Here is a 26,114-nt window from a genome sequence, read left to right as displayed (position 1 = left end):
CGAAGATAGCATAATGCCTTGTCTGAGCATGCTGTGATGAAGCATGGGAAATTCAAATTTAACTATAAGAACATTTTTTTGATTTCTTCAATCAACGAATTAACACATCAGCACATCAACTCAGATTGCTTCGTCATGCCAACACATACCCCCATCCCAATTCCTTGCAATAAGGCGAATATTTTATTTACTTTTTGATTAAGGAATTAAAAACAGCTTTTATAGGAAATCACTGTGCCTTCGTATACGCTGAATGGATAGTCATTTCTAATTCATCGGCTCTAGAATTGTAAGCCTAAAAAGTTTATATTCGTAAAAGTCTCTGTATTATCAAGCCTCAAAAAAAATCTGTACAAGGGCTTCTCCTGCAACATTGATAAGTCTTAAATAAATGAAACAACATGAATAAAGCCTTAAACCTTCTCTGCATCTTGGTTTTACTTTTCGCTTGTAAGCCCCAGGCGAATCATGATCAGGAACAAGCTACTGACGATGCTTACCAGCCAGCAGCCTATGTAAAACTCATTCATCCGGAGTGGAGTAAGAATGCCAGCATCTATCAACTCAACACAAGGCAATTCTCGCAAGAAGGTACTTTTAAAGCTGCTCAACAACAACTGCCACGCCTCAAAGAATTGGGCGTGGATATTATCTGGTTAATGCCTATACATGCCATTGGTGAGAAAAACAGAAAGGGTAGTTTGGGTAGTCCCTATGCCGTAAAAGATTATTACAGTGTTAATCCTGAATTTGGAAACCTGCAAGACCTGAAAGATTTTGTAAATGAAGCACACAAGCTGAACATGCATGTAATACTGGATTGGGTTGCTAACCATACTGCCTGGGATAATGTGTTAGTCGCGGAACATCCGGAGTGGTACGATAAAGATTATAAGGGTAATTACAGGCCTACTCCGTGGTGGGATTGGGATGATATTATTGACCTGGACTACAACCAACCCGGATTAAGAAAATATATGACGGATGCCATGAAGTATTGGGTGAAGGAAGCAGACATCGATGGCTATCGTTGCGATGTAGCCGGTTTTGTTCCGCTTGATTTCTGGAATAATGTACGCAAGGAGTTAGATTCCATTAAACCTGTTTTTATGTTGGCCGAATGGGAAACACGCGACTTGCATGCCGAAGCTTTTGACATGACTTACGCGTGGAGCTGGAACGAAACCATGCATAAGATTTGTAAAGGTCAGGCAGATGTAAATGGTTTGTATATCTACTACTCCTGGAATGAATGTTCATTTCCAAAAAATAGCATGAGAATGACTTTTGTAAGCAACCACGATAAAAATGCCTGGGAAGGTACGATGTGGGAACAATTTGGAGAGGGTCTTGAGGCAGCCATTGTATTATCGGTAGTGGGAGAAGGTATGCCCTTAATTTACAACGGACAGGAAGCAGGAGAACCAAAGCGCTTAGCCTTTTTTGAAAAAGATACCATTCAATGGCAAGCGCATGCCATCGGAGCACTCTATCAAAAACTTTTTGCCTTGATGAAAAGTAATACAGCCTTGTGGCATGCACAATGGGGAGCTACTATGATAAAAGTTCCGAACAATGCAGAGAAACAAGTATTCAGCTTTGTTCGACAAAACGAGCAGGATAAAGTATTTGCCGTATTTAATTTTTCAAGTGAGAAAAAAACTGTTGTATTTAAAGAAACCCTATTTCATGGCAACTACCTGGATTTTGCCAGTAACAAGGCTATTGAACTGAATGAAAAAATAACAATCGATTTAGAACCCTGGGCATATAAAGTTTATATAAAGCCCTGACATCAAATGCTGTTGCATCAGCAGCGATGTAGGAGATGATAAAAGTGATGTTGTATCAGCAATCTACACCTGGTTTCAGTTGTCATTTGATTATCCTTAGTAAAAAGAACAATTAAAAATTTTCTTAATACATTCTTCGCAAAGAGAAACTCTATGTTAATCAGGTTTTAAATATAAAGCAGAAAGTAAGTATTACCTTTACTGCTACGAAGTCAAGAGTATCACAAATAAAAATCATTGTTAAAAGATATAAAAATAAGGAAACTGGAAAAACAGGATGAAATTCCTTACGATCTCTTATTGCTTGCAGATCCCTCTAAAAAGAATATTGATAAGTACATTATTGAAGCAGACATCTATACCATTGAAAAGGAAAAACAGACTATTGCCTGTTATGCACTTTGCAAGGTGGACAGTGAAACTGTAGAGATTAAAAATATTGCCGTTGCTTCTCATGAGCAAGGAAAGGGCATTGGCGCATGCCTGCTACAGCATGCCATCGATCAGGCTAAAGTAAATCGATTTAAAAGAATAATTATTGGTACCGGTAACTCGAGTACCGCACAACTCCACTTATATGAAAAAGTCGGTTTCAGCATTTATTCTATCCTGAAAGATTTTTTTATAATGAATTACGATGAAGCCATCTTTGAAAATGGTATTGCATGCACAGACATGATTATGCTCGAGAAGAAACTTTGAAGCAGGTAAGAAACAAACTCTAAGGATGTACATTTTAAATAAAAAAGCTATGGTGACCCATAGCTTTTACTTGATGCTTTCTTTGTCTTGCTATTTAATATAAACAAGCGTGTAGCCAGGTTCACTTAATTTCAAAGTGGTGCTGCTCAACGTTTCGATTGTGTAGGTAATTTCTTCATCTGTACCTTTATCCAAAATTATCTGACTCTCGTCCGAGGCAAACTCCCAATCGCCCGTATAGGGTACGTTGTTAAATACATTGCCCAGCTTTGCTGAATAAGTGCCGTTTTGTAAAAATGTATACCTGGCACCTGCATTAAATGCATTGGTAAATTCAACTGTAATCTCATCTTCTGATTCGCAAGTTGAAAACTTCCATTCATGTGCGGTTAATAAAGCCTTGTTGCTGTTAAGCACTTCATCATCACCGCAGGCACTCAGCAATGTAAGGCAGGCCATGAATAAATACGTAAGCATGTTCGTTTTTTTCATACTATTGGTTTTTTTAAGGGTTTAATTTATGTGAAGATATCATCATTGCTTGCCAAAACAATTATTGCGCCAATTGTAAACTATTACTGCATCAACATAGAGACAATATAGTGAACTTTATTCTTTTCAATCAGATCTTTACAAAATAAAAACAGGTGTTGGCAAAGTAAATGCTTTATCTAATAAAGGAATGGAGGGCACTTTGTTTTAAGATAAAGGATCCGAAATCATCTATTCATTTATACATACTCTCACATCAAGCCTATACAATATCTTCCCGAATGAATGTTTCAACAAACTAGTCTGGATGATCTTAAGCAAAAAAGTTTGATGCAACATTTAATCGTGCAGCAAAACAGCAAAATCTTAAAATTCTGACGTTTGGTTTTTACCAACAATTTTTAGCACATGCAACTTAAAAAGAATAGCAGCGTTAGAACGTCATGTTCACTATAACTAATTAGATAATGCAACGCCCCGCTAAATCCCTCTTATTTCTTATCCTTGTCATTCTATTTGCTGCTTGTAACGATGATGACAACACTGCTCCTACCCCTAATCGCGTGACTATCCAAGGTAAAAATTATGAAACGGTAAGCTTTGGCGATCAAACCTGGACAGCCGCTAACTATGCAGGTACTGGTGGTCTGAATTTTGATGCCAATAATTCTAAACCTGAATATGGTAAGTATTATACCAAAGCTGAAGCTGAGGCGATCGTACTGCCTGAAGGATGGCGCTTACCCACCGTAGAAGACTTTGAAAAGCTGGCGGAATTTCATGGCATAACCATACCCAGCAATGGCACTGAAACTGAAAAGATAAAAGCGCTTACTTCAACAGACAATTGGAACAATGTGGCTGGCACCAATAGTTCTAAAATGAATATATACCCAACCGGTTATATTTTCGGCACTGGTCCGGCTATTGATGGTGATGTAGCTGAGTTCTGGACAACAAATGGTTTTTCACTAAGCATTCAGGAAGCCGGAATCAATCTCTCCAATTTAAGAATGGTGGTGTATGATAGCAACAATAGTCCGGATTACAGATTTACAGTAAGATTCGTGCGCGACAACTAAAGCATACTATGGTTTATACTTTCATTATAATCTAGTGTTGTTTAGTTAAACTTCTTTATTAGTCTCACCTCCAGCCCCCTCCTTCTTAGCGGACTGGAGGCTTAACTAAAAATTCCATTTATAATCCGAAACTATAGGCGTAACTCACATTGGCAGTCAATTCTGTAAAAGCTTTTTGTTCAGCTTGCGCATTTGCTTTTCTTTCAATGATGGCCGAACTAATGCTCAGCACATGTTTCTTCTTTACTGTAAATGCTCCGCTTGTTTTAAAATTCAGCACACTATTGCTGTAATCATCTTCGGTGATGGTCTGATTATAGGCAGCTGAAAGCATGAGCCTGAATTTTTTATCAAAAAAAGTACGAGACGAAGTCAGTACCGGACCGAAAGTTCTTGAGGCCAGGCTTGATCCTGCATTAATCGAGACATTCAGAGAAAGACTCATAAGCAAATGCTGAGGCACCACATTTAAGGAGTAAGCAATATTGGTATTGTAAAAAGTTGTTGCTCCATTTTGCTGAATACCGCCTTGTTTATCGGCAGCTGTCTGATACATAAGGTTGGCGTTCAAGCTTTGCTTATGGTTATTATTGTTTCCCAATGAGTACAGAAAAGAAAGATTGGCATTTTGTGATAACTGTGTAAAGTTCAGCGTGTCGAGGTTGTCGTAAGGACTTAATTGGTTGATCTCAACAAACTGAGAACGAATATTGGTAAACGATTGAAAAGAAGAATACGTGGCTGATACTGTTAGCTGTTGCGATGGAGTAAAATTAACCCCAACTGATCCCACCATTCTTCTAAAACTACTCAACTTCTCCTGATCGAGGTTATCGCGTTGGGTGCCCACGCTGGCATTCAACTGCATTTTGCTTTTCAATAAAGCGGATGTGAGATTAATAGTAATATTTTCCAGATCGTTATTAAAAAAATAAGCACCATGTGTTCTATACCCAGGATCAATTCGCTCGAAACCCAAACCTATGCTGTGTCCTGATAATTGATAGATGAAGGAAGCTTTAAAAGCCTGGTAATAGGAAGTGGATGCTCGTGAAGTGAATAAAAATTCCGGTCTCGATAAAATATGATCATGCTGGGCAAGCGTATCCCTGAGGTCGCGTGTCAAGGCACTGGCAGCCAACTCTGTTTGCAATAAAAATTGCTTTAGTATGGTAGTACCTAGGGTTAAACTGGCTACCAGGTTTTCTTCAGGAAAAATATGTAAGCTGTCGGGTAATGAGCCAATCGAGTTTAAGTCATCGGATGAATGGAAAAGAATTAGGTCTACGGAATTGTTTCTGTCCTTATAGCTTCCTTTAAAACCTGTGCCTTTACGCTCGAAAGCCGGGGTTGCACTGAGCTGCGTAGTGTCTTGTGCTATTGCCTTTAAAAATCTTCCATGCAAAGCATGCAACGTCCAGCTACCCTCCGGCACGATGTCCAAACCTGCACCTAAAAAAATGTGTCCACTCACCGTATAGGGTGAAAAAGTCATACTTGTATAGCCTAGGTGTGCAGTAATAAATTTATAGCTGGGATTAATACTATACTGATTAAAAGGTTGCTGAAAAGAAGTGTTTTGATTTGACAGAGAAAAACTAAGGGGAATGCTCCAACCATATATTGCTAAATTCAAACTGGCGTTTGCAAAATAAGTATAGGGTACTCTTCTGGATTCTATACCGCGTACTCCATAAAAAAGCTGACTGAGGGATGCAGCCCCGTTAATGGTCAGCGGCTTCTCATTTCCGATAGCATCCAGTTTTTGTGATCTGACAATGCTTATCGAAAAAATTTGCAGAAGCAGAAAGAGAATAAACCTTTGCATGTTGCATTCCAACGAGTTATGATGGCTGGATAACAAAATTAGGACAGCACAGCATTTCAACAAGCGAGCATGATCAGTCGCAATTGTTCATTCACAGTATTGTTCGGTCTAGAATAAAATAGAAAAACCTGTTAATGAAGCTAAATACAAGATTGCATCTAGGAAGGAAGCTTTCAAGCTGTATATGAACTGATCTTTTGGAAATAACAATTGATCTGTAAGCGATGAAAATACTTTTTCAACAATTGTCTGTTAATCAATAATGTAAAATCAATTACTATACAGCTCTAGTATTTCATTTGTTGTAGGCGAAGTTATCTTCTGCTCAAATGAAAGGCCTAATTTCTTTAACAGTTTAATGGATCGCTCATTATCCGGCTGAACAATCGCGCATAATTTTTTAACATGCCAGTATATTTCGGCATGTTGCTTTAGTGCCGCGGCCATTTCAAATGCATAACCTTTACCCATTACTTCAGGTAAAAAGGCAAAACCAATATCTGGATGATCCAGGTAATCTCTTTTTAGCAAGCCACACATACCAAGCGCTTTATCACCATCCTTTAAAGCAACCAAAGAGAGCCCATAGCCCAATTGTTTGTAACTGGTAAGGGGGCCGTTTTGCAAATACGCTTCAGCTTGTTTAATGTCCCTGACATTTCTATCTCCAATGTATTGCAACCAACCGGCACTATTTAATAATGCAACAATAAATGCTGCATCCGTTAATTCAAGTTGTCTGAGGTATAGTCTCTCTGTTTCCAGTATCTGTTTCATGCTGATGGTCTGACCCTAAAAAAATGGAATAAGTTTTACAACCTAATGCTTTTTTAAACGAAAAGATAATTACACGACAAAATCTATACTTACTTCTACGCCTTGCTCCAACCAATGAGATAACAAAGACCACAGCCAAGAATTGACGCAATTGCACCTGCAAAATGTCTTGAATGCACTACAGAAAGAATTACTAAGTAGCTGACTTTTGTAAAGTATTAATTAAACAATATTAAATATGAAAACAGAAAATTTACCATCGAAAAAAGCACATAGAATTGGTTGGGGATTAAGTGTATTTGCCATACTATTTCTGGTATTTGACATAGTCGGCAAATTCTTAAAACCGGAAGCAGTAATTAAAGGAACTGTAGAACTGGGTTATCCTGAAACGATTATTACCAGCCTGGGTGTTATTCTTTTAGTTTGCACACTGCTGTATACTTTACCACGCACAGCCTTTTTTGGCGCCTTACTCTTAACAGGTTATTTAGGTGGTGCTATTGCCACACATGTGCGTATTGGCAATCCACTTTTCAGTCATGTACTCTTCCCTATTTATGTAGCATTATTTATCTGGATAGGTTTATACTTGCGTAGTGCAAAATTAAGAGACCTGGTTAATTTGAAATAATCATAAAAAGGGAAAGCGACTGGTGTGAACAATAATTTCAAATTTCAAATAAATAAAAATGCCGTCCTGATTACTCAAGGCGGCATTTTCATTTTTATAGAAGGATCAGGATTATCCCAGCTTATCCAGCACATCCATTACTTCGCGTACAGCCTTGCGGCTTGCTTCCATCAATACCTTTTCATCGGCATTCAGGTCTAACTCAATTACTTTTTCCACACCATTTTTACCCAATACTACAGGCACACCCAAATAGCAATCGTTAATTCCGTACTCGCCTTCAAGCTTGATACATACCGGGAATATCCTGCGCTGATCTTTCACAATGGCTTCTACCATTTGCGCTGCAGCAGAACCTGGTGCATACCAGGCTGAAGTACCCATCAACTTCACCAACTCACCACCACCTACTTTGGTTCTTTCCAGAATTGCGTTCAGTTTGTCTTTGTCGATCAACTCTGTTACAGGTATACCTGCCACTGTTGTGTAACGCGGCAGTGGCACCATGGTATCACCATGTCCACCCAATAACATAGCCTGAATATCTTTTGGCGAAATATTTAATGCCTCAGCTAAAAAAGCACGGTAGCGGGCCGTATCTAAAATACCAGCCATACCAATTACACGTGTACGCGGCAATTTTGAAGTTAAGTGTGCCTGATAAGTCATTACATCCAATGGGTTAGAAACCACGATGATGATGGCATTCGGTGAATACTTAACAACATTTTCAGTTACCGATTTAACAATACCAGCATTGGTATTAATCAAATCATCGCGGCTCATACCTGGTTTACGTGGCAAGCCTGAAGTAATTACGACTACATCAGAATTAGCCGACTTTGAATAATCATTGGTAGTACCAATGGTGCGGGAATCGTAAAGATCGATCGGTGCCTTTTGCCAGATGTCAAGCGCCTTACCTTCGGCAAAGCCTTCTTTAATATCAACAAGCACAATTTCATTTGCCACCTCGCGATAAGCCAGCACGTCCGCACAAGTTGCGCCAACATTACCAGCGCCAACCACAGTTATTTTCATATTAATTTAAGATTTAAGTTATTGAAAGTCATGCTGTTAGACTCGATTTGAACGCACCAATCAAGCTGCTTTGTCCGAATGAGCGCGTGAATTTATCAATCGCTTGCGCAAAGAAAAAGGATATTAAGTAAAATATGGACGTAAGGTTAAAATGAGCACTGCTTTGGTTTGCTCCGTAAGCTTATAACGCTCATCAAGTCTGAGGCCAGCTACCCATATAATCTCTTCATTGGAAGTTAAAACGGTTACGTTAGCCTTATCCACCAAAGATACCTTGGCATCAATCAGCAGGTCGCTTACTTTTTTTCGCCCCTTCATGCCCAATGGATAAAATACATCACCCGCTTGCCAGCACCGCCATGTAAGCGGAAATTGTAAAGTGGCAATGTCAAGCACCGCAACATGAGAATCATCCACTGGCTTTTGAGCAACGCCTTCGGCCAGCTGCAGATGCCAATTACCCAGGTAGGCATCGGTCTGCCCTTTTTCAATCTGCACCTCACCCATTTCCACAAGTCTTGGGCTGATCAGCAACTTTGTACGGTCTATGGTCAATTGACAAGTTGAAGACAGAAATATTTTCCCTGTTTGTTCGTGCAGTCCTTGCATCACTTCTTCACACACATCAAAATTAAAACCAAATGGTTCAACAACTTTATACAGGATAATGGCTGCTTCATCCAGGTTATCAAAACCCTTCTTGTCAATGCTTATTACCTTGTTTTCTGAAGTAACGTACTGATTTTTCCACTGCTGAAATGCGTAGTTTAAAAAAGATAATTCTCCTTGTAATTTGCGTTGCCCGCGTTGCAGACTAGACTCTAAAGAAGGATTAAGCTCCCTTAATTTTGGTATGACTTGGTGACGAATAAAATTTCTTTTATACACATCGCTTTCATTGCTGCTATCGTTTCGCCACACCAACGCATTCTCCTGAGCGAAGTCCTCCAACTGGTTTCGTGTAGCAAATAGTAAGGGTCTGATTACCTTTCCATTTTGTGCCGCAATACCGCAAAGCCCCGCAAGAGAGGCCGCATTTGTCCAGTTAAACAAAACTGTTTCAATAGAATCATTCAAGTGATGTGCAGTAGCGATCCAGGTGTAATCGTGCTTTTCCGCCAATGCTGCAAACCAGTTGTAGCGCAACTCCCGTGCAGCCATTTGCACTGAAATACCTTTTTCTTTTGCATAGTCTTTGGTTGAAAAATGTATTATGAAAAAGGGGATCCCCTTCAGTTGACAGACATTTTTAACCAGTGCTTCATCGCCATCAGACTCCTCACCGCGCAATTGAAAATTAACATGGGCAACACCCACACTAAAACCACCCTGGCGGAAAAGCTCCAGCATAGCCATAGAATCTAAACCGCCACTTACCGCCAGCAATACTTTTGCAGGAGCCTCAATATTGAGTTTGTCGGAAAGATGGCTTATAAATTGCTTTAACACGACTGCAAATTACAACCTTAACAATTTACATTGTAGCTTGCGGCAAAATATGAATGCAGTTAGCACACAACTTCTCAGATTTTCGCCCTGCCTGAGTTTATCACGGACTTTGGGGGCACTTATTCTCTTCATTTTTGTATTTGCTTTCAGTGATCAGGCTTTTGCCCAGCGAAACAGGGGCAAAAAAGTAGATATCAAAAATTCCGATAGGCTTTTGGGGGGTCAGACAGCAGGGGGAGAAAAATTTAAGCGACTAGTTGGTAATGTTGTTTTGATCCAAAATAAAACTACGATCTATTGCGATTCCGCCCATTTATTTGACAAAACAAATACGGTAGAAGCTTTTGGCAAGATTAAAATTACCGAGGGCGATTCTGTAACCGTAACAGGCAATTCTCTTATTTACGAAGGCAACAGGCGCCTCGCTAAACTCCGTGGCAATGTTATATTCACGAAATTAGAAACCGCCACCCTCTACACCGATTTTCTTGATTATGATCGAACAAAAAATACAGCTTATTATTTTAACAATGGCAAACTGGTAGACAGCACCAACGTACTTACCAGCAATAAGGGTTACTATAATGTAAACAGCAACCTCTCTTCCTTCAAAAAATCTGTGGTGGTAACTAACCCCGATTATACGATGAGTGCTGACAGCTTACAATATAATTCAGCCACTAAAATAATTTATTTCGTTAGCCCTACTACCGTTATCGATAAAGACAGCGCCACTTTTGTGTATGACAAGGGTAGTTACAATACGCTGCAGAAAAAATCAGATCTGCAACAGGGCGTAGGTGAAAACGAAGATTATACTATTTCCGGAAAAAGTTATAGTCTTGACGACCTCAATAAAGTATATCGCATCAGGGGTGATGTGATTATGACCTCCAAAGAAAACAATTTGATTATTTATGGTCAGGCATCGGATGCCTATAAACTGAAAAACATTTCCAAGGTGTATGATCGCGCGTACCTGGCCAAAATTACGGATGAAGGTGATACCCTTTTTATGACTGCCGATACCCTCGTGTCCATCGACAGCAAAGACGCCAAGCAAAAAAGAATACTCGCCTATAACAATGTGCGGATTTTTAAAAATGATCTTCAGGGTATTGCGGATTCAGTAGAATACCGTGTTTCCGACTCCACTATTATCTTCTATAAAAAACCGATTTTATGGACTACAGAAAATCAATTATCTGCAGATTCCATCAGCATGCTGATTGCAAATAATACAATCAGCAAAATCTTCCTTAACACCAATGCTTTTGTTATTGCGGAAGACACTATTCTGCACGACTTCAATCAGATTAAAGGAAAGAAAATGATTGCCGATTTTCAAGATCAGAAACTGCACCGTGTTTATGTGAATGGTAATGCAGAGAATATCTATTTCGCACTCGATGAAAAAGATAACTCCATGATGGGTATGAATAAAATCATCTGTAGCCGTATTCTCATTCGCTTTAAAGATGGTAAAGTGGACACCTTCAGTTCTTATGTAAAACCGGAAGCTCAGTTCATTCCTCCTCACGAACTACAGGATGGCGACAAGCGCTTGCGTGGATTTCTCTGGCAAATCGAAAAGCGACCGCTTAAAAAGGACGTGATTCGCTGATCATTTTAAATGCATATACCCCCGACTGCGGGTGCTTTTTGATTGCAGGATGATTAACTTTATCCTACAAGCCTAACACCATGAAGCAAATTGTTCTTTCATCATTATTATTATTGGTCATCCCAGCTACCGCGCAGGAAAATACCCTGGATAAACTGGCAAAGAAAAATGCCCTGGCTTCGCTCCCTGAATTTTATGAATTGCTGAGCATACCCAATGTAGCCAGTCAGCACCAGGATATTGAAAGAAACGTAGTGTGGTGCGAAAGTGCTTTTGCTAAAAGGGGGTTTACCACACAAAGACTGAACACTTCAACGGTACCCCTATTACTGGCCGAGCGAAAAGTAAAGAAACCCGCTAAAACAGTACTTATCTATTTGCAGATTGACGGCCAACCCGTAAACCCTGCGTTGTGGGATCAGGAAAGTCCGTGGAAACCAGTATTGAAAGAGCAGGACAGTATGGGTAAATGGAATATTATCGCTGATGAAAAACTGAAGGGCAATATCAACAGCGACTGGCGCATATTTGCCCGATCCACCTCCGATGCCAAAGGTCCAGCCGCTGCTTTCCTTGCATCGTTAGATGCCTTAAAAGAGTTAAAGCAAGAACCGAATTACAATATTAAAGTCATCATGGACTTTGAGGAAGAGTTAGGCTCCCCTCGCTTGCCTGCAGCTGTTACTACCTATAAAAATGAATTAAGTGCCGACTGGTTTATCATTTTCGATGGTCCTCGCCATGTCAGCAATCAACCAACACTCACCTTTGGTGCACGAGGTATTTGCGAAATTACCTTAACCACCTTTGGTCCTCGCGCCCACATGCATAGTGGCAATTATGGAAACTACGCACCTAATCCTGCCTTGCGTTTGTCGCAGTTATTGGCCTCTATGAAAGATGAAGAGGGCAGAGTAACCATACCCGGTTTTTATGATGGCATTGTATTAACGGATGAAGAGAAACGCACACTCAGGCAAGTACCCGACAACGAAGAAGAACTGAAACAATTTCTGGGCATAGCCAAACCCGACCAGGTGGCTCCTACCTTTCAGGAAGCCATGCAATACCCTACTTTAAATATTCGAGGCCTTGATGCACTTTATATTGGCGAAAAAGCAAGAACATTAATACCCGCCTGGGCAACTGCAGAAATTGATATCCGCCTGGTGCCTTCCAGTAATCCTGAAAGGTTAATAGAATTGGTGCGTCAACATGTTATCAGTAAAGGCTACCACGTAGTGGCTACTGAACCCACAGAAGAAGAGCGCATGAAGTATCCTAAAATTGCTGCCATCCAATCCTCGATCTCTTATGGTGCCTTTCAAACACCTTTTGATTCTGAACTTGGAGTATGGTTAGACAAGGCTATGAAAAAAGCATTTCAAAAAGCACCTATCAAAATCCGGACGGCTGGTGGCTCAATTCCCATTTCTCCTTTTGTGGTTACGCTGGGGATTCCTGCTGTTGCAGTACCCACAGTAAATGCCGATAATAATCAGCATGCAGAGAATGAAAATATCAGGCTGGGCAATTACATCGATGCAGTAAAAACATTTGTCTGCATACTGACCGAGAAAATATAGTACTACGTATTTCTACCTAAAATAAGGGAGTGAAAACGCTAACAATACTTAATTATTGCATTTTTTTCTAAAAACTTCATTTTTTTCTATGAATTAAAATTAAAACAGGGTAAATTTCTTACATCACTTCAAGCAGTATGAAAGTATACCTCCTCCTTCTATCGGTACTACTTTCCTGGGCCAATGCTCAGGCGCAGCAGTTTGATGTCATCCTCTCGTCTGAAACACTCAAAGCAGGCATAGGAGAAACCGTACAAGGTAGCCTTCGCATACGTAACAACGATAACAAAGTACTTCATCTCCTTATCAGAAAATCGCAATCAAACATGGGTAGTACCCAGCTTGTGCAAATTTGCCTGAACGGAAACTGTGCTGAAGAACTTAATCTACGCCTGGAGGCAGGTCAAAGCACCAACGATTTGCTTATCACCTTCGATGCAGGACTTGCTGCTGGCATTAGTTCTGCACGTTATGTCGTGATTAATAAAAATAATCAAAATGAAGCAGTTGAGTTCGATGTGAATTTTTCAGTTGAAGAGTTTGCCGAGCGCAAATCCATTTACGATTCGCACTTTATCACCATCACCGATGCATACCCAAACCCTGCAGTTGAATCCGCTCAGGTAGATTATAAAATTCATAAAACACAACCAAGTTATAACATCATACTCCGAAATCTGCTAGGTAATGTGGTAGGCGATTACCAACTATCCGCTGTAGAAACAAAACTAAAAATGCGCACCGATGATTTGAACGCTGGCATTTACTTTTTCACCCTGTATGTAGATGGAGAAGGTGTACTGACACGCAAAATCATGGTGAAAAAATAGGCCTTTATAAATAGTTCTGCCACAAACCACCAATTACACAAATCAGCTCTGATGAATGCCCCGGATGGTATGTAATTCCTGGTTTTTAAAGGCTTCACAGATACACAGCACAATTTAATTAACACCAACCACACCATTTCTACAAAAATTCCGTTTTTGTCCTATCTGTCAGGATAGTATATTTGCAGGCTTATGCTAAAGGTATTTCAGGTAAAACTGGTTTTTTTGGTTCTTTTAGTCGCTTTCGGCTGTAGTAAATTCAGGAAAATCGAAAAAAGCGAGGATTGGCGCGTAAAATACGAGGCCGCTACCAGCTATTACGAAAAGAAAGATTACTACAGGGCTTCCGTCCTTTTCGACCAAATATTACCCATTGTACGGGGTTTGCCTGAGGGCGAGCGCGTTCAGTTCTATCTGGGCTATTGCCAGTATTACGACAAAAACTACCTTTTTGCTGCTGAATACTTCAAGACCTTCTACGAAACATATGGAAGAAGTGCTTCAGCCGAAGAAGCTCGCTATATGTATGCATATTCGCTGTATTTATCTTCCCCTGGATCTACCTTAGATCAGACTGAGAGCATAAACGCCATGGCGGCCATGCAGGATTTCTTAAATCGCTTTCAAACCAGTACTTACCGTGATAAGGCTACAGAAGTAATCATGGCCATACAAGTAAAACTGGAGAAAAAAGGCTTTGAAAATGCTAAGCATTATTACAGGGTTCGTCAATACAAAGCAGCCATCACATCGTTGGAGAACTTCACTAAAAATTTCCCGGACAGTAAATTCCTTGAAGAAGCTTATTTTCTGGTTATTGATTCCCAATTTCAACTGGCTGAACAAAGTATTACTTCTAAGCAAAAAGAACGCTACGAAAGTGTAGTAGAGAACTATAAGAATTTCATAGACAAGTATCCATCCAGCGAGCGCCTGCGCGAAGCTGAAAAAATGTATACTGAGAGTCTTGAACAACTAAATCGATTAAAAAAAATTAACATCTAATACTATGGCTACAAATCCGTCTATCATTACCCGCGATATGGAAAAGCTGATCGAACCCACTAACAATGTGTACGAATCAGTGGTGATTATTTCAAAACGCTCACGCCAGATTGCCAGCAACATTAAAGAAGAATTGAATAATAAACTGGCTGAGTTTGCTACTACAGTTGATAACCTGGAAGAGGTTTTTGAAAACCGCGAACAGATTGAGATTTCAAAGTTTTATGAGCGTATGCCTAAGCCAACGTCTACAGCCATTGAAGAATTCTTCGAAGGTAAGTTAAATCACCGCATTCGTGGTGAAGCTGAAGAGCGTCAGGATATATAAGCTAATCAATGCTATAAACCAGAAAAGGTTCAGGATGTGCCGTACTCACGACATGTTTTGAACCTTTCTTTTTTTACCTTTATTGTCATGCTTCAAGGAAAAAAAATTTTATTAGGTGTTAGCGCCAGCATTGCTGCCTACAAAGCTGCTGTATTGGTTCGATTGCTTGTAAAAGAGGGAGCCGAAATAAAAGTGATCATGACGCAAGCTGCTACTGATTTCATTACGCCTCTCACGCTTGCCACCTTATCTAAAAATCCGGTATTGATAGATTTTACAAAAGATAAGACAGGCGAATGGAATAATCACGTTGAGCTTGGGCTTTGGGCAGATGTAATGCTAATGGCACCAGCCAGTGCCAATACCATTGCGAAGATGGCCAACGGCTTGTGCGACAATCTCCTGCTGGCGACCTATCTTTCTGCACGTTGTCCGGTAATGATTGCACCCGCCATGGACCTGGATATGTTAGTACATGGTGCCACTACTAACAACATGGCTACACTCCGTAGTTTTGGCAATCACTTTATTGAGCCAGGCTATGGTGAACTCGCCAGTGGTTTAGTCGGCAATGGAAGAATGGCGGAACCTGAAGAAATTGTTGCTAAACTCAAGACACATTTTTCGGGAGGCAAACTTACAGGTAAGAAAGCACTGGTAACGGCAGGCCCTACATACGAAGCAATAGATCCTGTTCGTTTTATAGGAAATCATTCGAGCGGTAAAATGGGATTTGCTATTGCTGAAAGTCTGGCCAACGAAGGTGCCGAAGTAACCTTGGTAAGTGGCCCGACACATCAACACCTGACAAATCCGAATATTAAATTAATTGCAGTTACGGCTGCACAAGAGATGTACGAAGCCTGCGCTGGCGTTTTTGCCGAACAAGACATAACGGTGCTCTCTGCAGCGGTTGCTGATTACAAACCCTTGGTACAGGCCGATCAGAAAATAAAGAAGAAAGAAGGTGGTTTGAACATTGAACTAACGCAAACCATAGACATTGCTGCCACCTTGGGCAAACAGAAAAAAAAGGGGCAGTTGCTTATCGGTTTTGCCTTAGAAACAGAGCAGGAAAAAAGTAATGCCCTGAAAAAACTTGAGTCGAAAAACTTTGACCTGATTGTACTGAACTCACTTAACGACAAAGGTGCTGGTTTCGGTCATGATACGAATAAGATTACCATCATTAACCGGAAGCAGGAAGAACAACATTTTGAATTAAAAGATAAAAAAGCAGTTGCCAAAGACATTGTAAAAGCCATTAGCCACTTACTCCATGCTTGAAAAAAAGCACATGTTTAGATTAATCTGCAAGTACGTTCTTGCCTTGCTCATGTTATTATCCGTGCAGGTGGTGCATGCGCAGGAATTAAACTGTCTGGTTACTATCAATCCCGGACCCCGCGTACAGATTTCAGATATGAATGTGTTCAAAGACATGAAGAATGCCTTTCAGCAATTTATGAACACACGTAAATGGACGAATGATGCATACCGTACGCATGAAAAAATAGCTTGCTCCATTCTTATCAACATTAACGAAATGCCTTCTATTGGCATATTCAAAGCCTCCGTGCAAATACAATCTGCAAGACCGGTTTATAATACAAACTATTCAAGCTTGTTGTTGAACTTCGCTGACCGCGATTGGGAATTTGAATATGTGGAATCGCAGCCGCTTGAATTTAATGACAATGGTTATACCAGTAATCTTACTTCTATGCTTGCTTTCTACGCCTACATCATACTAGGCATGGACTATGATTCTTTTAGCGATTTGGGAGGCACCACTTACTTTCAACGAGCACAGGCTGTTGTTAATAATGCACAATCAGCCAACCGCCCGGGGTGGCAGGCCTTGGGTGGTAACAGAAATCGCTATTGGTTGTCGGAGAATTTATTAAACGGACAATTAACAGATTTACGCAAAGCAATGTATGCCTATCATCGATTGGGTATGGATAGTTTTGATAAAACACCAGATCAAAGTCGCGAGGTTATTTTAAAATGCCTGAAAGACGTTAAACGCGTACGGGATATCAATCCCTCCTCTTTGCTGGTTATATCTTTTTTTGATGCCAAGGCCAAAGAGCTTAGTAACATCTTCTCTGATGGCAACCTGCAGATACGCAGGCAAGCGTATGACCTGATTACGGCCATGGATCCTATTAACAAAGGATCGTATGGAAAAATTATCGGGAATTGATCTTAAAAAAACTGATAGGTCATCATCCACGCAGCTCAGGTTTTCAGATAGTGTTCTGCATTTCTACACCACATCACTCACCATGACCAGGCCTTTGTGCTGCCATAGAAGTTTTCGGTGATGGCCATCTCAACAATGAAACGCACATCACCGAATCAGATTTCTATTGGAACAGCTTGATAATGTCGTTTGCAAAAATGAATACCATTAAGCCCAGTAAGAAGATCATACCAGCCTTCTGCGCTATTTCCAAGAACTTATCAGAAGGCTTACGACCAGATACCATCTCGTAGGTAAGAAACACCACATGACCACCATCAAGCGCTGGTATCGGCAGTAAATTCATAAAGGCCAGTACCATAGAAAGCAAGCCAGTCATTCTCCAGAATCTTTCCCAGTCCCAATCACCACCATAGGCTTGCGCAATACCAATGGGCCCTGACATTGATTTACGGAAGGAGAGCTCACCGCTGAATAATTTTCTGAATGCTTTCAGCTGTGTGAATACAATTCCAAAAGCACGTTCAGTACCAAGTACAACTGACGCACCGAAACCATACTTGGTTGATCCTTCTTCAAAGTCAAAACCTTTAGGATAAAACCCGATTGCTTTGTTAGCGCCTACGTATTCGTTAAACGAAAGTATTTCAGCACCGCGCTTGATCGTAAAGCTGATTGTATCTTGTTTAAGGGCTTTATTCTTATCAATATCGTCATAATAGATAACCGGTTGTCCGTTAAGGTCAACAAAACGATCGCCAATTTGAAGACCCAGGCGCTCTGCCAGGGTATTCTTTTCAATTTTTCCGATAACTGGTGCAAACCTTGGTAAGGCAAAACTCAGAATCTTACCTTTCTCATTAAAGTTCTCAATGAAGTTGGTCGGTATGGCTATATCCAGGATCTCACCATTGCGATCAATGGTATAGTAGGCATTGTTGGTAAGCAAGGTGTTTGGATTGGCGATGTCTTCAAATTTCTCAAACTCCTTACCATTAATCTTGATGATCTTGTCTCCTGTTTTAAGACCGATTTCTTGTCCTAATTCCCGCGCTTCAATACCGCCATTGGCATTTACAGATGCATTAGGGATAAAGCTGTCGCCAATAAGCCAGGTAAGTAAAATAAAAATGATAATACCCATTACTACATTTACGATAATGCCACCGAGCATTACAATAAGACGTTGCCAGGCTGGTTTGCTGCGAAACTCCCAGGGTTCCGGATCTTTCTTCATTTTCTCCAGATCGAGTGATTCGTCAATCATACCTGAAATTTTTACATAGCCACCCAATGGAATGGCACTGAGGGCATATTCAGTTCCTCCTTTTGTAAAAGACCATATTTTTGGAGGAAAGCCTATAGAGAATTGCTCTACGCGCATTCCGAAATATTTAGCGGCCAACAAGTGCCCCATTTCGTGTACTGCTACTAAAATTGAAAGACTCAAAAGAATCTGAGCCGTCATGATCACTCCTTCCATTATTTCTTAATCTGTTAGTTCTTCTTGTTAATAATTTCCAATGCCAACCTTCTCGTTTCTTTATCTGTCTCAATGTAGTCATTCAGGTTTGGCTTGGCCACAAACTGGACTTTTGCCATACATTGCTCCACTACATCCGACATTTGAAGAAAACCCACCTTATCCTTTAAAAATTCCGCAACAGCTATTTCGTTGGCGGCATTAAGCACACAGGGCATGTTCCCTCCTTTTTGCAGGGCCTCAAAAGCCAATGCAAGATTACGAAAAGTTTCCATATCCGGCTTTTCGAAGGTCAGCGATGGATACTTTGCAAAATCAAATCTTGGGAAATTGCTTTTAAAACGATCGGGGTAGGTCATGGCAAACTGTATAGGCAAACGCATATCTGGCAAGCCAAGTTGCGCCTTTATAGAACTGTCTTCGAATTGTACCAGCGAATGAACAATTGATTGTGGGTGCACGACTACCTCCACCTGATCGGCATGCAGGTTAAACAACCACTTTGCTTCAATTACCTCCAGGCCCTTATTCATAAGAGAGGCCGAGTCAATCGTAACTTTCGCGCCCATGGTCCAGTTCGGGTGTTTCAAAGCCTGCGCTTTTGTTACTGCTAAAAGTTCTTCGCGTTTTTTCCCTCTGAAAGGGCCGCCAGATGCTGTTAGTATAATTTTTTCGATTTTGTTATGAAACTCACCCACTATGCACTGAAATATAGCGGAGTGCTCAGAGTCAACCGGGTAAATATTAACACCTTTCTCTCTTGCGAGTTGTGTAATCAACTCACCTGCTACTACCAAGGTTTCTTTATTGGCTAAAGCAATGGTTTTACCTGCTTCAATAGCCTTCATCGTTGGCAATAAACCTGAATAACCTACCAAGGCAGTCAATACAAGGTCTATGCTATCCATTTGCACTACGGATGCCAATGCGTTTTCGCCCGCATAAACTTTTATATCCAAAGGGAGCAAGGCTTCCTTGACTTGCGCATAGTGCTCATCATTGACGATAACCACCGCATTAGGTTTAAACTTAATGGCTTGTTCAATTAATAGTCCGGCATTGTTTTGTGCCGTTAATACTTCTACCTGGAAATATTCAGCATGCTGAGCGACTACTTCCAGCGCTTGCGTTCCTATTGAACCCGTAGAGCCGAGTATGGCAATATGTTTTTTAGTTTCGGCCATGAAAATGAAATAATGTACTAGATAAGAAAAACAACGCGGAAGGAAAAATGATCGCGTTAAGGGGGAAATATTCTTCGAAAGGATGTATAAACGGAATGCTGGTAATGCTTTTTTGTAAAATCTGGATTGGCTATAAAAAACAAAGGCCGACTAATGCCGGCCTTTGTTTTATGAGAAGAGAATTACTTCTTCTTCTTAGCTGCTTTCTTTGCTGTCTTCTTAGCAGCCTTCTTTACTGTTTTCTTAGCTGCCTTCTTTGCAGTTTTCTTTGCAGCTTTCTTCGCTTTCTTTGCCATAGCGTTTAAAAATTTTGGTTAAACATTTATTTAATACAATACAAAGAAGAAACTTTTTTTTTAATCATCAAAATTTTTCTTGATTTTCTGAAATATTAGTTTTTATAATGACGCCACTTAAAGACTTACTTGAACTCATCAGTGGTGTTCAAGTATTGAAAGTTGTGTAGTAAAATCAATCATTGGCATACAACTTTTCAACACTTCAAAACTCAATTAACGATTCGCTAAATAATGTTGCGCTAGTCTGTTTATGCTCAATTTTATTTGAATACAGCGCGATAATGCACTTTTTTGAATGACCTACGTAAATAAAAAAGTGCGATACGCATGCTGATTAATAAAAAACTGGCTACAGTTTTTATGTGAAAGGGTTTGATTGCTATCGCATCTGCAATAGCACTAAATGCTAAAGAATATTGTCCCCAATAGAGGTAAAAAAAAGATTGATGACGAAGCCAAAGTGCACTGTCTTGAGCATATTCTCGCTCTATTTTCATCATAAAATCATCGGCACGCGCAACATCCCCCAATTCCAGACAATCTTTTCCCATTTTTTTTCTGCTGATGGAGAGTTGGGCGATCAGTTTATATATGTTGATGGATCTGTATGTAACCTTGCTCCGCGTTAATGATGTTGGTACGATGCGATAACAGTACAACAGCTCATTCAGGTTAGTTGCTGCGTGCATATCCAGTATGCGAGAAGCTAAATCAGCATCTTCCATGCAATTCTCGAAGTAAGGTCTGTACAGTACGGGGAAATCTTGCAACAATGCCTTCTTCATTAACATCGTACCACCCATAAAAGCTGATTGCACCAGCGACCGCTGTCTTAATTGCGCAAGGTCTGTTACCAGATGAACGGCTCTGATGAAGTAACCTTCTTCATCCATGGCTATATAAGCAGTACCGCACATCATCAGTGCAGCATCGCTTTTTAGTTTATCAATTTGTTTTTCCAGTCTTTGGGGGTGCGATACATCGTCTGCATCGGTAATGGTAAAAAATGGACTTTCCACTTCCCTCACTTTTGTATTTACACTATGTAGTTTTCCCTGGTTGACTGGATTTCGAAAAATACTTATCCGCCCATCTTTAGCTGCCAGTTCAGTGGCAATGGCAAAAGTCTCGTCTGTTGATCCATCATCTATTATCCATAGCCCGAAGTCGGCATAGGTTTGATTGAGCAAACTTTCAATGGCTTCTCGGATATAAAGTGACGCATTATAGGCGGGCATTAAAATGGTAAGCTCAGCCATGTAATGATGGTAAAATCAATTCAGTTTCCGGGTCAAAGTATAAATTTTGTAAGCGCATCCGCAATTTTCCGATCGTTAGAGAGTCTCGGTACTTTATTTTGTCCACCCAGTTTCCCTTCTGACTTCATGTAGTCAATAAAACTATTTTTCCTGACGGCACTCATCTTAAGTGTTCTCAGAATATTGCCGCTGATCAGATCATCGTAATAAACATTGAGTTTGCGCAGGTTACTGTCTAACTCCAATCTGAAAGCCTCCAGGTCATGCGGGTTATTCGAAAACTCTATAAACCATTCGTGGTGTGGTAAACCATCGTTAGGTGTTACCTGAGGGGCAACGGTAAACTCTACCAGCTCTGTTTCAGGAAACTTCTCTATGGTAAATTTCATGGCTTTCTCCACCTCCTCACCTATTACGTGCTCACCAAAAGCAGAAATAAAATGCTTGATCCGACCCGTTACAATCAATCGATACGGATTCTTTGATACAAATTTTACCGTATCGCCAATGGAATATCCCCATAATCCGGCATTGCTATTAATAATCAGGGCATAGTTCTTTCCTAATTCTACCTCTTCAATGGAAAGACGCGTAGGGTTCTCGTTGAAATATTCTTCTGTTGGAATAAATTCATAGAACATACCATTATTTAACAATAACAATAAGCCCTCTGCGAATTGAGAATCCTGGTAGGCAATAAAGCCTTCGGATGCCGGATAGGTTTCGATTGAATCTATTTTCTTACCAATGGAATCGAAAAGTTTTGCACGGTAGGGTTCAAAATTCACACCACCGTAGACGAATACGGAAAAATTCGGGAAGACATCTTTAATTTTTTTCCCGGTTCTTGCCTGTATGCGATCGAAATACATTTGCGCCCAGGGTGGTATGCCCGAGATTAAAGTCATGTTTGCCTGCAACGTTTCGTCAATAATGCGTTCCAGTTTCTCTTCCCAGTCTTCAATACAATTGGTTTTGTAACTCGGTTTTTGATTGGTGCGCAAATAACCTGGCACCAAATGATTGGAGATACCAGACAGGCGTCCGGTTTTTACACCGGCAGTTTCGTCTAACTCAGGGCTGCCGGAAAGAAAAATGAGGTTACCATCTAAGAAATCTGCATTACCAGTTTCATGCACATAGGCCAGCGTTGAATTGCGTGCACTATTAAAATGGCTGTACTTAGATTCGTTAGATATGGGAATATATTTGGTTCCCGATGTTGTACCGGAGGTTTTAGCAAAGTAAGCGGGTACACCTTTCCATAAAATGTCAGGTTTACCTTCCAACATTTTTTCTACATAAGGTTTCAAAGCCTCATAATCGCGAACAGGCACCTGCTTTTTAAAATCAGCATACGTTTTTATATCCTGAAAGCCGTGATCTCTGCCAAACAAGGTGTTGCCGCCCTCCTGTACAAGCATATCCATCATTTTCTGTTGGTATAAACCTGGTTGTGACGACCATTTTTTTGTTTGACTGGCGATATATGCCGCCAGTGGTTTTGCTAAAACTGAACGAATACCCATACCGCAAGTTAGTTTGAAAAAATCAAGTTTAGAAAACGCCATATTTTGAGATTTCTACAACTTTTTTAGGTTTGCGAACATCTTTTACCTTGCTTTCGTTATAAGTCTACGTATGAAAACTATTTTGAAGACTGTATTAATTGCTTTCGTAGCCGGATTGGCTGGTGCTTTTACCTTTTATAAATACAAGATTGAACCAGCATTAGAAAATAATTCACAGGTCATTCACCAACTAACAAGTGATAACTCAGTGGCCGATGAGGCTGGCGTTAACCAGCGCGAACCACTTACCTTGGCCGATAATTTTAACACCAACACCAGTCTGCCTCCGGTAGATTTTAGTGAGGCAGCCACCAAGGCCATTCCAAGTGTGGTATACATTAATAGTATTTCGAAGGGTGTGGCAACCTCATGGGATTGGTTTTTTGGGGGCACTACATCTCAAACACAGGTAAGTAGTGGTTCGGGTGTAATCTTCACTGCCGATGGCTACATTGTTACCAACAACCACGTAGTAGCTTCTGCAGAGCGCATTGAAGTTATCTATAACAAAAGAAATTATGTTGCTGAACTGGTGGGCACAGATCCATCAACCGATCTGGCTGTGCTTAAAATAGAAGAAAGTAATTTGCCCGCCATCACGTTAGGTAATGCTAAAAATGTACAGGTTGGTGAGTGGGTCATTGCCGTAGGTAATCCTTTTTCTCTTTCTTCCACGGTAACAGCTGGTATTGTCAGCGCCAAGGGAAGGCGTATCGGTATACTGGAAGATAAATTTCCGATTGAATCATTTATTCAAACAGATGCAGCAATTAACCCGGGAAACTCTGGGGGTGCACTTGTTAATAAAAGTGGTGAGCTTGTCGGGATTAACACCGCCATTTTATCGCGCACAGGCTCTTACACCGGATATGCTTTTGCTGTACCGGTAGACATTGCTAAAAAAGTAGTGGATGATCTGATCAAGTTCGGTATTGTGCAAAAAGCCTTGATGGGTGGAAATGTAATTGAATATGACTATGCCACAGCCAAAAAGTATGATCTTAAAACAGACGTAAAACAATTTAACGGTGTGGTACTGGAAAAAATGGAGCGTGAAGGGCCAGCAGCCAACGCAGGATTGAAACCGGGTGATATCATTACCAAAGTAAATGGCGCAGATATTAACAGTAAGAGTGCCTTTGAAGAAACTCTCGCCTATCTCTATCCTGGCGATAAAATTACGGTGACTTATCTGCGTGGCAACAAATCTGAAACCGCCAACATTACTTTAGTGAATAAAAATGGTGGCACAGAAACCATCAAAAGAAAAATATACAGTTCTTCAACATTGGGTGCCAACCTGGAAGCGGGTGATTATGGTGTAAAGATTTTTAAACTCAAGCCGGGCGGCATGCTGGATCAGATTGGTATAACTGAAAACTTTACTATTTACTCCATCAACCGCCAGCGCGTGGAGAATCCTGAAGAGGTGATAGAGTTTTTTGAGAAGTTTAAAGGTGATGGTTATTTGTATGGCATCAATAGCAACAAACAGCAATTGCAATTGAGATTCAGGTTGCGCTAACTTTCGTCAGATACGAACAATAGAAGGGCCTGCTTATTGTAAGTAGGCCCTTCTGTTTTAAAACCGCATGAGTAGGGCAAGAATAATTCTATTCTCGGACTTAACCAGGTCCGGGCGCCAATTCGGGTCTAAGGTGTTAGTTGTATATCCTGTTTGTGAAGTAACTCCACCCCTACCGGCAAAATAGGGCACACTGGATTCGCGGTGTACAAACTCAATTCTTACGGTAGCATTTTGTGTTGCCAGCAAATCAAGGTTTGTTGAACAATCCCATCCGGAAAATTGATCGCCTGGATTGGCACTAAAAGGAAAGGCGCCACTTGTTTGTGCAGGATTAGTAGGATTGGGTAATGGACTTGCCTGACCTGTTGGATAAAGTACTAAATACCTTCCCGGGTTTTTCATCCACCCGCCTCCGATTGTCCAGGCCAATTTATTTTCAGCAAACCAGATTCTGTTGTAAAACATGACACTCAAAAAATATTGCGCGGGCTTAGCAGGATCGTCATTATTAAAACCGCTTACACCTCCGCCTTTTTCAAATCCAAGATCGGTGGTTAATGAAAAGGCCATCTTGGTAATACCCTTGCCGGTTTCTTTATTAAAATAGCGTAGTAAAAAACTATTGTCTGAATGCACGCGCTTACGCTCGGGAATACCAGCTGCATCAGTTCCATAATAATTGTTGGTTACAAGTTTTACTTTACTGTTGGTCGACATCCACATGATACTCCCTCCTACTCCGGGTAGGGTATTGAATTTACCATAGCTCTGCCAGCCGTTGATGATCCAGGGTTCAATCTTTAAATTTTTCGTAGGAAAGATTTGAATGCGAATGCCATTAAAAAACCACGGAGTATTATCAGAGGTGAAAGAAGCCTGATACTCCCAGTTCTCTGCCTGATAATAGGAGTTCAGTCCTATGTAAGACATGAACATACCAGCATCGATGTTTATGCCATACCATTTGTCAATGTGGTAACCTGCATACGCTTCACTTAAATACCGATACACATTCGCCAAATCGTGCTGACCTCGGTAAACACTCAAATCATTTCGGGGAACAACTGTGGAGCGCGTACCAAACTGCGTCATTACCCTGGCCCTGGTCTGCTTATAGGAAAAATCACCACCAAAGTGTACCGCAGAAAGCTGCACTTCGTTATGCCGCGTTAAGGCTGTAGAACCCACCACTGTATTATCAACAGGATTATTAAATGAGTAGGTATAATTGATGTCCAGTAAAATTGAAGGTGTAAAATATTTATTCCCATTGAAGATAGAAGAATCGCGTCTATCTCCCCCGTTGTGCCAAGTCTGATCTATGCCCTGAAAGGGCACTTTTTCCTGTGCATGAGCTGATTGAAAGCAATAAAAAAGTACGAGTATGATGCTTGATTTGATTTTCATGGT

Annotated in this window: 22 protein-coding genes; 12 read left to right on the top strand and 10 right to left on the bottom strand. The window is 40.6% G+C overall.

Annotation, left to right across the window (positions count from 1 at the left end; translation table 11 throughout):
- The first annotated feature begins 401 nt into the window (after nucleotides 1-401).
- Nucleotides 402-1,793 (top strand): alpha-amylase family glycosyl hydrolase, encoded by a 1,392-nt coding sequence (locus ACO1XM_RS18185; RefSeq protein WP_486231634.1) that lies wholly within the window; start codon nucleotides 402-404, stop codon nucleotides 1,791-1,793.
- A gap of 237 nt (nucleotides 1,794-2,030) precedes the next feature.
- A complete protein-coding gene (locus tag ACO1XM_RS18180; RefSeq protein ID WP_486231632.1) occupies nucleotides 2,031-2,495 on the top strand; it encodes a GNAT family N-acetyltransferase in 465 nt (154 codons plus the stop codon).
- Nucleotides 2,496-2,585: 90 nt separating this feature from the next.
- Here the strand turns inward: ACO1XM_RS18180 and ACO1XM_RS18175 are convergent, their stop codons facing one another.
- Nucleotides 2,586-2,987 carry a hypothetical protein gene (locus ACO1XM_RS18175; RefSeq protein ID WP_486231630.1) on the bottom strand — a complete coding sequence of 134 codons (402 nt, stop codon included), beginning with the start codon at nucleotides 2,985-2,987 and terminating at the stop codon, nucleotides 2,586-2,588.
- Between the two features lie 467 nt (nucleotides 2,988-3,454).
- Between ACO1XM_RS18175 and ACO1XM_RS18170 the strand changes: the two genes are divergently transcribed.
- Nucleotides 3,455-4,069 (top strand): FISUMP domain-containing protein, encoded by a 615-nt coding sequence (locus tag ACO1XM_RS18170; protein ID WP_486231628.1) that lies wholly within the window; start codon nucleotides 3,455-3,457, stop codon nucleotides 4,067-4,069.
- Between the two features lie 118 nt (nucleotides 4,070-4,187).
- Here the strand turns inward: ACO1XM_RS18170 and ACO1XM_RS18165 are convergent, their stop codons facing one another.
- A complete protein-coding gene (locus ACO1XM_RS18165; RefSeq protein ID WP_486231626.1) occupies nucleotides 4,188-5,897 on the bottom strand; it encodes a hypothetical protein in 1,710 nt (569 codons plus the stop codon).
- A 270-nt stretch (nucleotides 5,898-6,167) separates the two neighbouring features.
- Complete coding sequence (locus tag ACO1XM_RS18160; protein WP_486231624.1) at nucleotides 6,168-6,674, bottom strand: GNAT family N-acetyltransferase; 507 nt, start codon at nucleotides 6,672-6,674, stop codon at nucleotides 6,168-6,170.
- A gap of 238 nt (nucleotides 6,675-6,912) precedes the next feature.
- Here ACO1XM_RS18160 and ACO1XM_RS18155 point away from each other — a divergent pair, with 238 nt between their 5' ends.
- Nucleotides 6,913-7,308 (top strand): DoxX family protein, encoded by a 396-nt coding sequence (locus ACO1XM_RS18155; RefSeq protein ID WP_486231622.1) that lies wholly within the window; start codon nucleotides 6,913-6,915, stop codon nucleotides 7,306-7,308.
- Between the two features lie 111 nt (nucleotides 7,309-7,419).
- On the opposite strand, the gene mdh is transcribed toward ACO1XM_RS18155, so the two are convergent.
- Together mdh and tilS are read right to left on the bottom strand one after the other, a co-directional pair.
- A complete protein-coding gene (gene mdh, locus ACO1XM_RS18150; protein ID WP_486231620.1) occupies nucleotides 7,420-8,349 on the bottom strand; it encodes a malate dehydrogenase in 930 nt (309 codons plus the stop codon).
- 123 nt (nucleotides 8,350-8,472) lie between these two features.
- Complete coding sequence (gene tilS, locus ACO1XM_RS18145) at nucleotides 8,473-9,798, bottom strand: tRNA lysidine(34) synthetase TilS (protein WP_486231618.1); 1,326 nt, start codon at nucleotides 9,796-9,798, stop codon at nucleotides 8,473-8,475.
- A 49-nt stretch (nucleotides 9,799-9,847) separates the two neighbouring features.
- Between tilS and ACO1XM_RS18140 the strand changes: the two genes are divergently transcribed.
- The 7 genes from ACO1XM_RS18140 (at nucleotide 9,848) to porD (ending at nucleotide 17,380) form a co-directional block, all read left to right on the top strand.
- A complete protein-coding gene (locus tag ACO1XM_RS18140) occupies nucleotides 9,848-11,422 on the top strand; it encodes an OstA-like protein (RefSeq protein WP_486231616.1) in 1,575 nt (524 codons plus the stop codon).
- A gap of 80 nt (nucleotides 11,423-11,502) precedes the next feature.
- Complete coding sequence (locus ACO1XM_RS18135) at nucleotides 11,503-13,008, top strand: M20/M25/M40 family metallo-hydrolase (RefSeq protein WP_486231614.1); 1,506 nt, start codon at nucleotides 11,503-11,505, stop codon at nucleotides 13,006-13,008.
- Nucleotides 13,009-13,145: 137 nt separating this feature from the next.
- The gene (locus ACO1XM_RS18130; RefSeq protein WP_486231612.1) at nucleotides 13,146-13,838 is read left to right on the top strand and encodes a T9SS type A sorting domain-containing protein; all 693 of its coding nucleotides are present in this window, start codon (nucleotides 13,146-13,148) and stop codon (nucleotides 13,836-13,838) included.
- 192 nt (nucleotides 13,839-14,030) lie between these two features.
- The gene (locus tag ACO1XM_RS18125) at nucleotides 14,031-14,843 is read left to right on the top strand and encodes an outer membrane protein assembly factor BamD (RefSeq protein WP_486231610.1); all 813 of its coding nucleotides are present in this window, start codon (nucleotides 14,031-14,033) and stop codon (nucleotides 14,841-14,843) included.
- Nucleotides 14,844-14,847: 4 nt separating this feature from the next.
- Nucleotides 14,848-15,171: a DNA-directed RNA polymerase subunit omega gene (locus tag ACO1XM_RS18120; protein ID WP_486231608.1), complete on the top strand. Its 324-nt coding sequence runs from the start codon at nucleotides 14,848-14,850 to the stop codon at nucleotides 15,169-15,171.
- A gap of 87 nt (nucleotides 15,172-15,258) precedes the next feature.
- Nucleotides 15,259-16,458 carry a bifunctional phosphopantothenoylcysteine decarboxylase/phosphopantothenate--cysteine ligase CoaBC gene (gene coaBC / locus ACO1XM_RS18115; RefSeq protein WP_486231606.1) on the top strand — a complete coding sequence of 400 codons (1,200 nt, stop codon included), beginning with the start codon at nucleotides 15,259-15,261 and terminating at the stop codon, nucleotides 16,456-16,458.
- Entirely contained in the window at nucleotides 16,451-17,380 is a 930-nt protein-coding gene (gene porD, locus ACO1XM_RS18110) for a type IX secretion system protein PorD (protein WP_486231604.1), read from the top strand. The genes coaBC and porD overlap by 8 nt, the downstream gene beginning before the upstream one ends.
- Nucleotides 17,381-17,543: 163 nt before the next feature.
- Here porD and rseP read toward each other — a convergent pair whose 3' ends face one another.
- From rseP to ACO1XM_RS18090, 4 genes are all read right to left on the bottom strand, one after another.
- A complete protein-coding gene (rseP, locus tag ACO1XM_RS18105; protein WP_486231602.1) occupies nucleotides 17,544-18,863 on the bottom strand; it encodes an RIP metalloprotease RseP in 1,320 nt (439 codons plus the stop codon).
- A gap of 14 nt (nucleotides 18,864-18,877) precedes the next feature.
- Complete coding sequence (locus tag ACO1XM_RS18100) at nucleotides 18,878-20,047, bottom strand: 1-deoxy-D-xylulose-5-phosphate reductoisomerase (protein WP_486231600.1); 1,170 nt, start codon at nucleotides 20,045-20,047, stop codon at nucleotides 18,878-18,880.
- Nucleotides 20,048-20,606: 559 nt separating this feature from the next.
- Complete coding sequence (locus ACO1XM_RS18095) at nucleotides 20,607-21,605, bottom strand: glycosyltransferase family 2 protein (RefSeq protein ID WP_486231598.1); 999 nt, start codon at nucleotides 21,603-21,605, stop codon at nucleotides 20,607-20,609.
- A gap of 32 nt (nucleotides 21,606-21,637) precedes the next feature.
- Nucleotides 21,638-23,134: a GH3 auxin-responsive promoter family protein gene (locus tag ACO1XM_RS18090; protein WP_486231640.1), complete on the bottom strand. Its 1,497-nt coding sequence runs from the start codon at nucleotides 23,132-23,134 to the stop codon at nucleotides 21,638-21,640.
- A 112-nt stretch (nucleotides 23,135-23,246) separates the two neighbouring features.
- Between ACO1XM_RS18090 and ACO1XM_RS18085 the strand changes: the two genes are divergently transcribed.
- A complete protein-coding gene (locus ACO1XM_RS18085) occupies nucleotides 23,247-24,701 on the top strand; it encodes a S1C family serine protease (protein WP_486231596.1) in 1,455 nt (484 codons plus the stop codon).
- A 57-nt stretch (nucleotides 24,702-24,758) separates the two neighbouring features.
- Here ACO1XM_RS18085 and ACO1XM_RS18080 read toward each other — a convergent pair whose 3' ends face one another.
- Entirely contained in the window at nucleotides 24,759-26,111 is a 1,353-nt protein-coding gene (locus tag ACO1XM_RS18080; RefSeq protein WP_486231594.1) for an outer membrane beta-barrel protein, read from the bottom strand.
- Between the last annotated feature and the right edge of the window lie 3 nt (nucleotides 26,112-26,114).

It is taken from the genome of Chryseotalea sp. (assembly GCF_057350905.1).
The sequence above is the reverse complement of the archived record's forward strand: the minus strand, read 5'-3'. Positions and strand labels throughout refer to the sequence as shown.

What these genes read in the sequence shown, in the direction of transcription:
- ACO1XM_RS18185 (WP_486231634.1), top strand. Translation starts at nt 402, where the DNA reads ATGAATAAAGCCTTAAACCTTCTCTGCATCTTGGTTTTACTTTTCGCT.
- ACO1XM_RS18175 (WP_486231630.1), bottom strand. Translation starts at nt 2,987, where the DNA reads ATGAAAAAAACGAACATGCTTACGTATTTATTCATGGCCTGCCTTACA.
- ACO1XM_RS18170 (WP_486231628.1), top strand. Translation starts at nt 3,455, where the DNA reads ATGCAACGCCCCGCTAAATCCCTCTTATTTCTTATCCTTGTCATTCTA.
- ACO1XM_RS18165 (WP_486231626.1), bottom strand. Translation starts at nt 5,897, where the DNA reads ATGCAAAGGTTTATTCTCTTTCTGCTTCTGCAAATTTTTTCGATAAGC.
- ACO1XM_RS18160 (WP_486231624.1), bottom strand. Translation starts at nt 6,674, where the DNA reads ATGAAACAGATACTGGAAACAGAGAGACTATACCTCAGACAACTTGAA.
- ACO1XM_RS18155 (WP_486231622.1), top strand. Translation starts at nt 6,913, where the DNA reads ATGAAAACAGAAAATTTACCATCGAAAAAAGCACATAGAATTGGTTGG.
- mdh (WP_486231620.1), bottom strand. Translation starts at nt 8,349, where the DNA reads ATGAAAATAACTGTGGTTGGCGCTGGTAATGTTGGCGCAACTTGTGCG.
- ACO1XM_RS18140 (WP_486231616.1), top strand. Translation starts at nt 9,848, where the DNA reads ATGAATGCAGTTAGCACACAACTTCTCAGATTTTCGCCCTGCCTGAGT.
- ACO1XM_RS18135 (WP_486231614.1), top strand. Translation starts at nt 11,503, where the DNA reads ATGAAGCAAATTGTTCTTTCATCATTATTATTATTGGTCATCCCAGCT.
- ACO1XM_RS18130 (WP_486231612.1), top strand. Translation starts at nt 13,146, where the DNA reads ATGAAAGTATACCTCCTCCTTCTATCGGTACTACTTTCCTGGGCCAAT.
- ACO1XM_RS18125 (WP_486231610.1), top strand. Translation starts at nt 14,031, where the DNA reads ATGCTAAAGGTATTTCAGGTAAAACTGGTTTTTTTGGTTCTTTTAGTC.
- ACO1XM_RS18120 (WP_486231608.1), top strand. Translation starts at nt 14,848, where the DNA reads ATGGCTACAAATCCGTCTATCATTACCCGCGATATGGAAAAGCTGATC.
- coaBC (WP_486231606.1), top strand. Translation starts at nt 15,259, where the DNA reads ATGCTTCAAGGAAAAAAAATTTTATTAGGTGTTAGCGCCAGCATTGCT.
- porD (WP_486231604.1), top strand. Translation starts at nt 16,451, where the DNA reads ATGCTTGAAAAAAAGCACATGTTTAGATTAATCTGCAAGTACGTTCTT.
- rseP (WP_486231602.1), bottom strand. Translation starts at nt 18,863, where the DNA reads ATGGAAGGAGTGATCATGACGGCTCAGATTCTTTTGAGTCTTTCAATT.
- ACO1XM_RS18100 (WP_486231600.1), bottom strand. Translation starts at nt 20,047, where the DNA reads ATGGCCGAAACTAAAAAACATATTGCCATACTCGGCTCTACGGGTTCA.
- ACO1XM_RS18095 (WP_486231598.1), bottom strand. Translation starts at nt 21,605, where the DNA reads ATGGCTGAGCTTACCATTTTAATGCCCGCCTATAATGCGTCACTTTAT.
- ACO1XM_RS18090 (WP_486231640.1), bottom strand. Translation starts at nt 23,134, where the DNA reads ATGGGTATTCGTTCAGTTTTAGCAAAACCACTGGCGGCATATATCGCC.
- ACO1XM_RS18085 (WP_486231596.1), top strand. Translation starts at nt 23,247, where the DNA reads ATGAAAACTATTTTGAAGACTGTATTAATTGCTTTCGTAGCCGGATTG.
- ACO1XM_RS18080 (WP_486231594.1), bottom strand. Translation starts at nt 26,111, where the DNA reads ATGAAAATCAAATCAAGCATCATACTCGTACTTTTTTATTGCTTTCAA.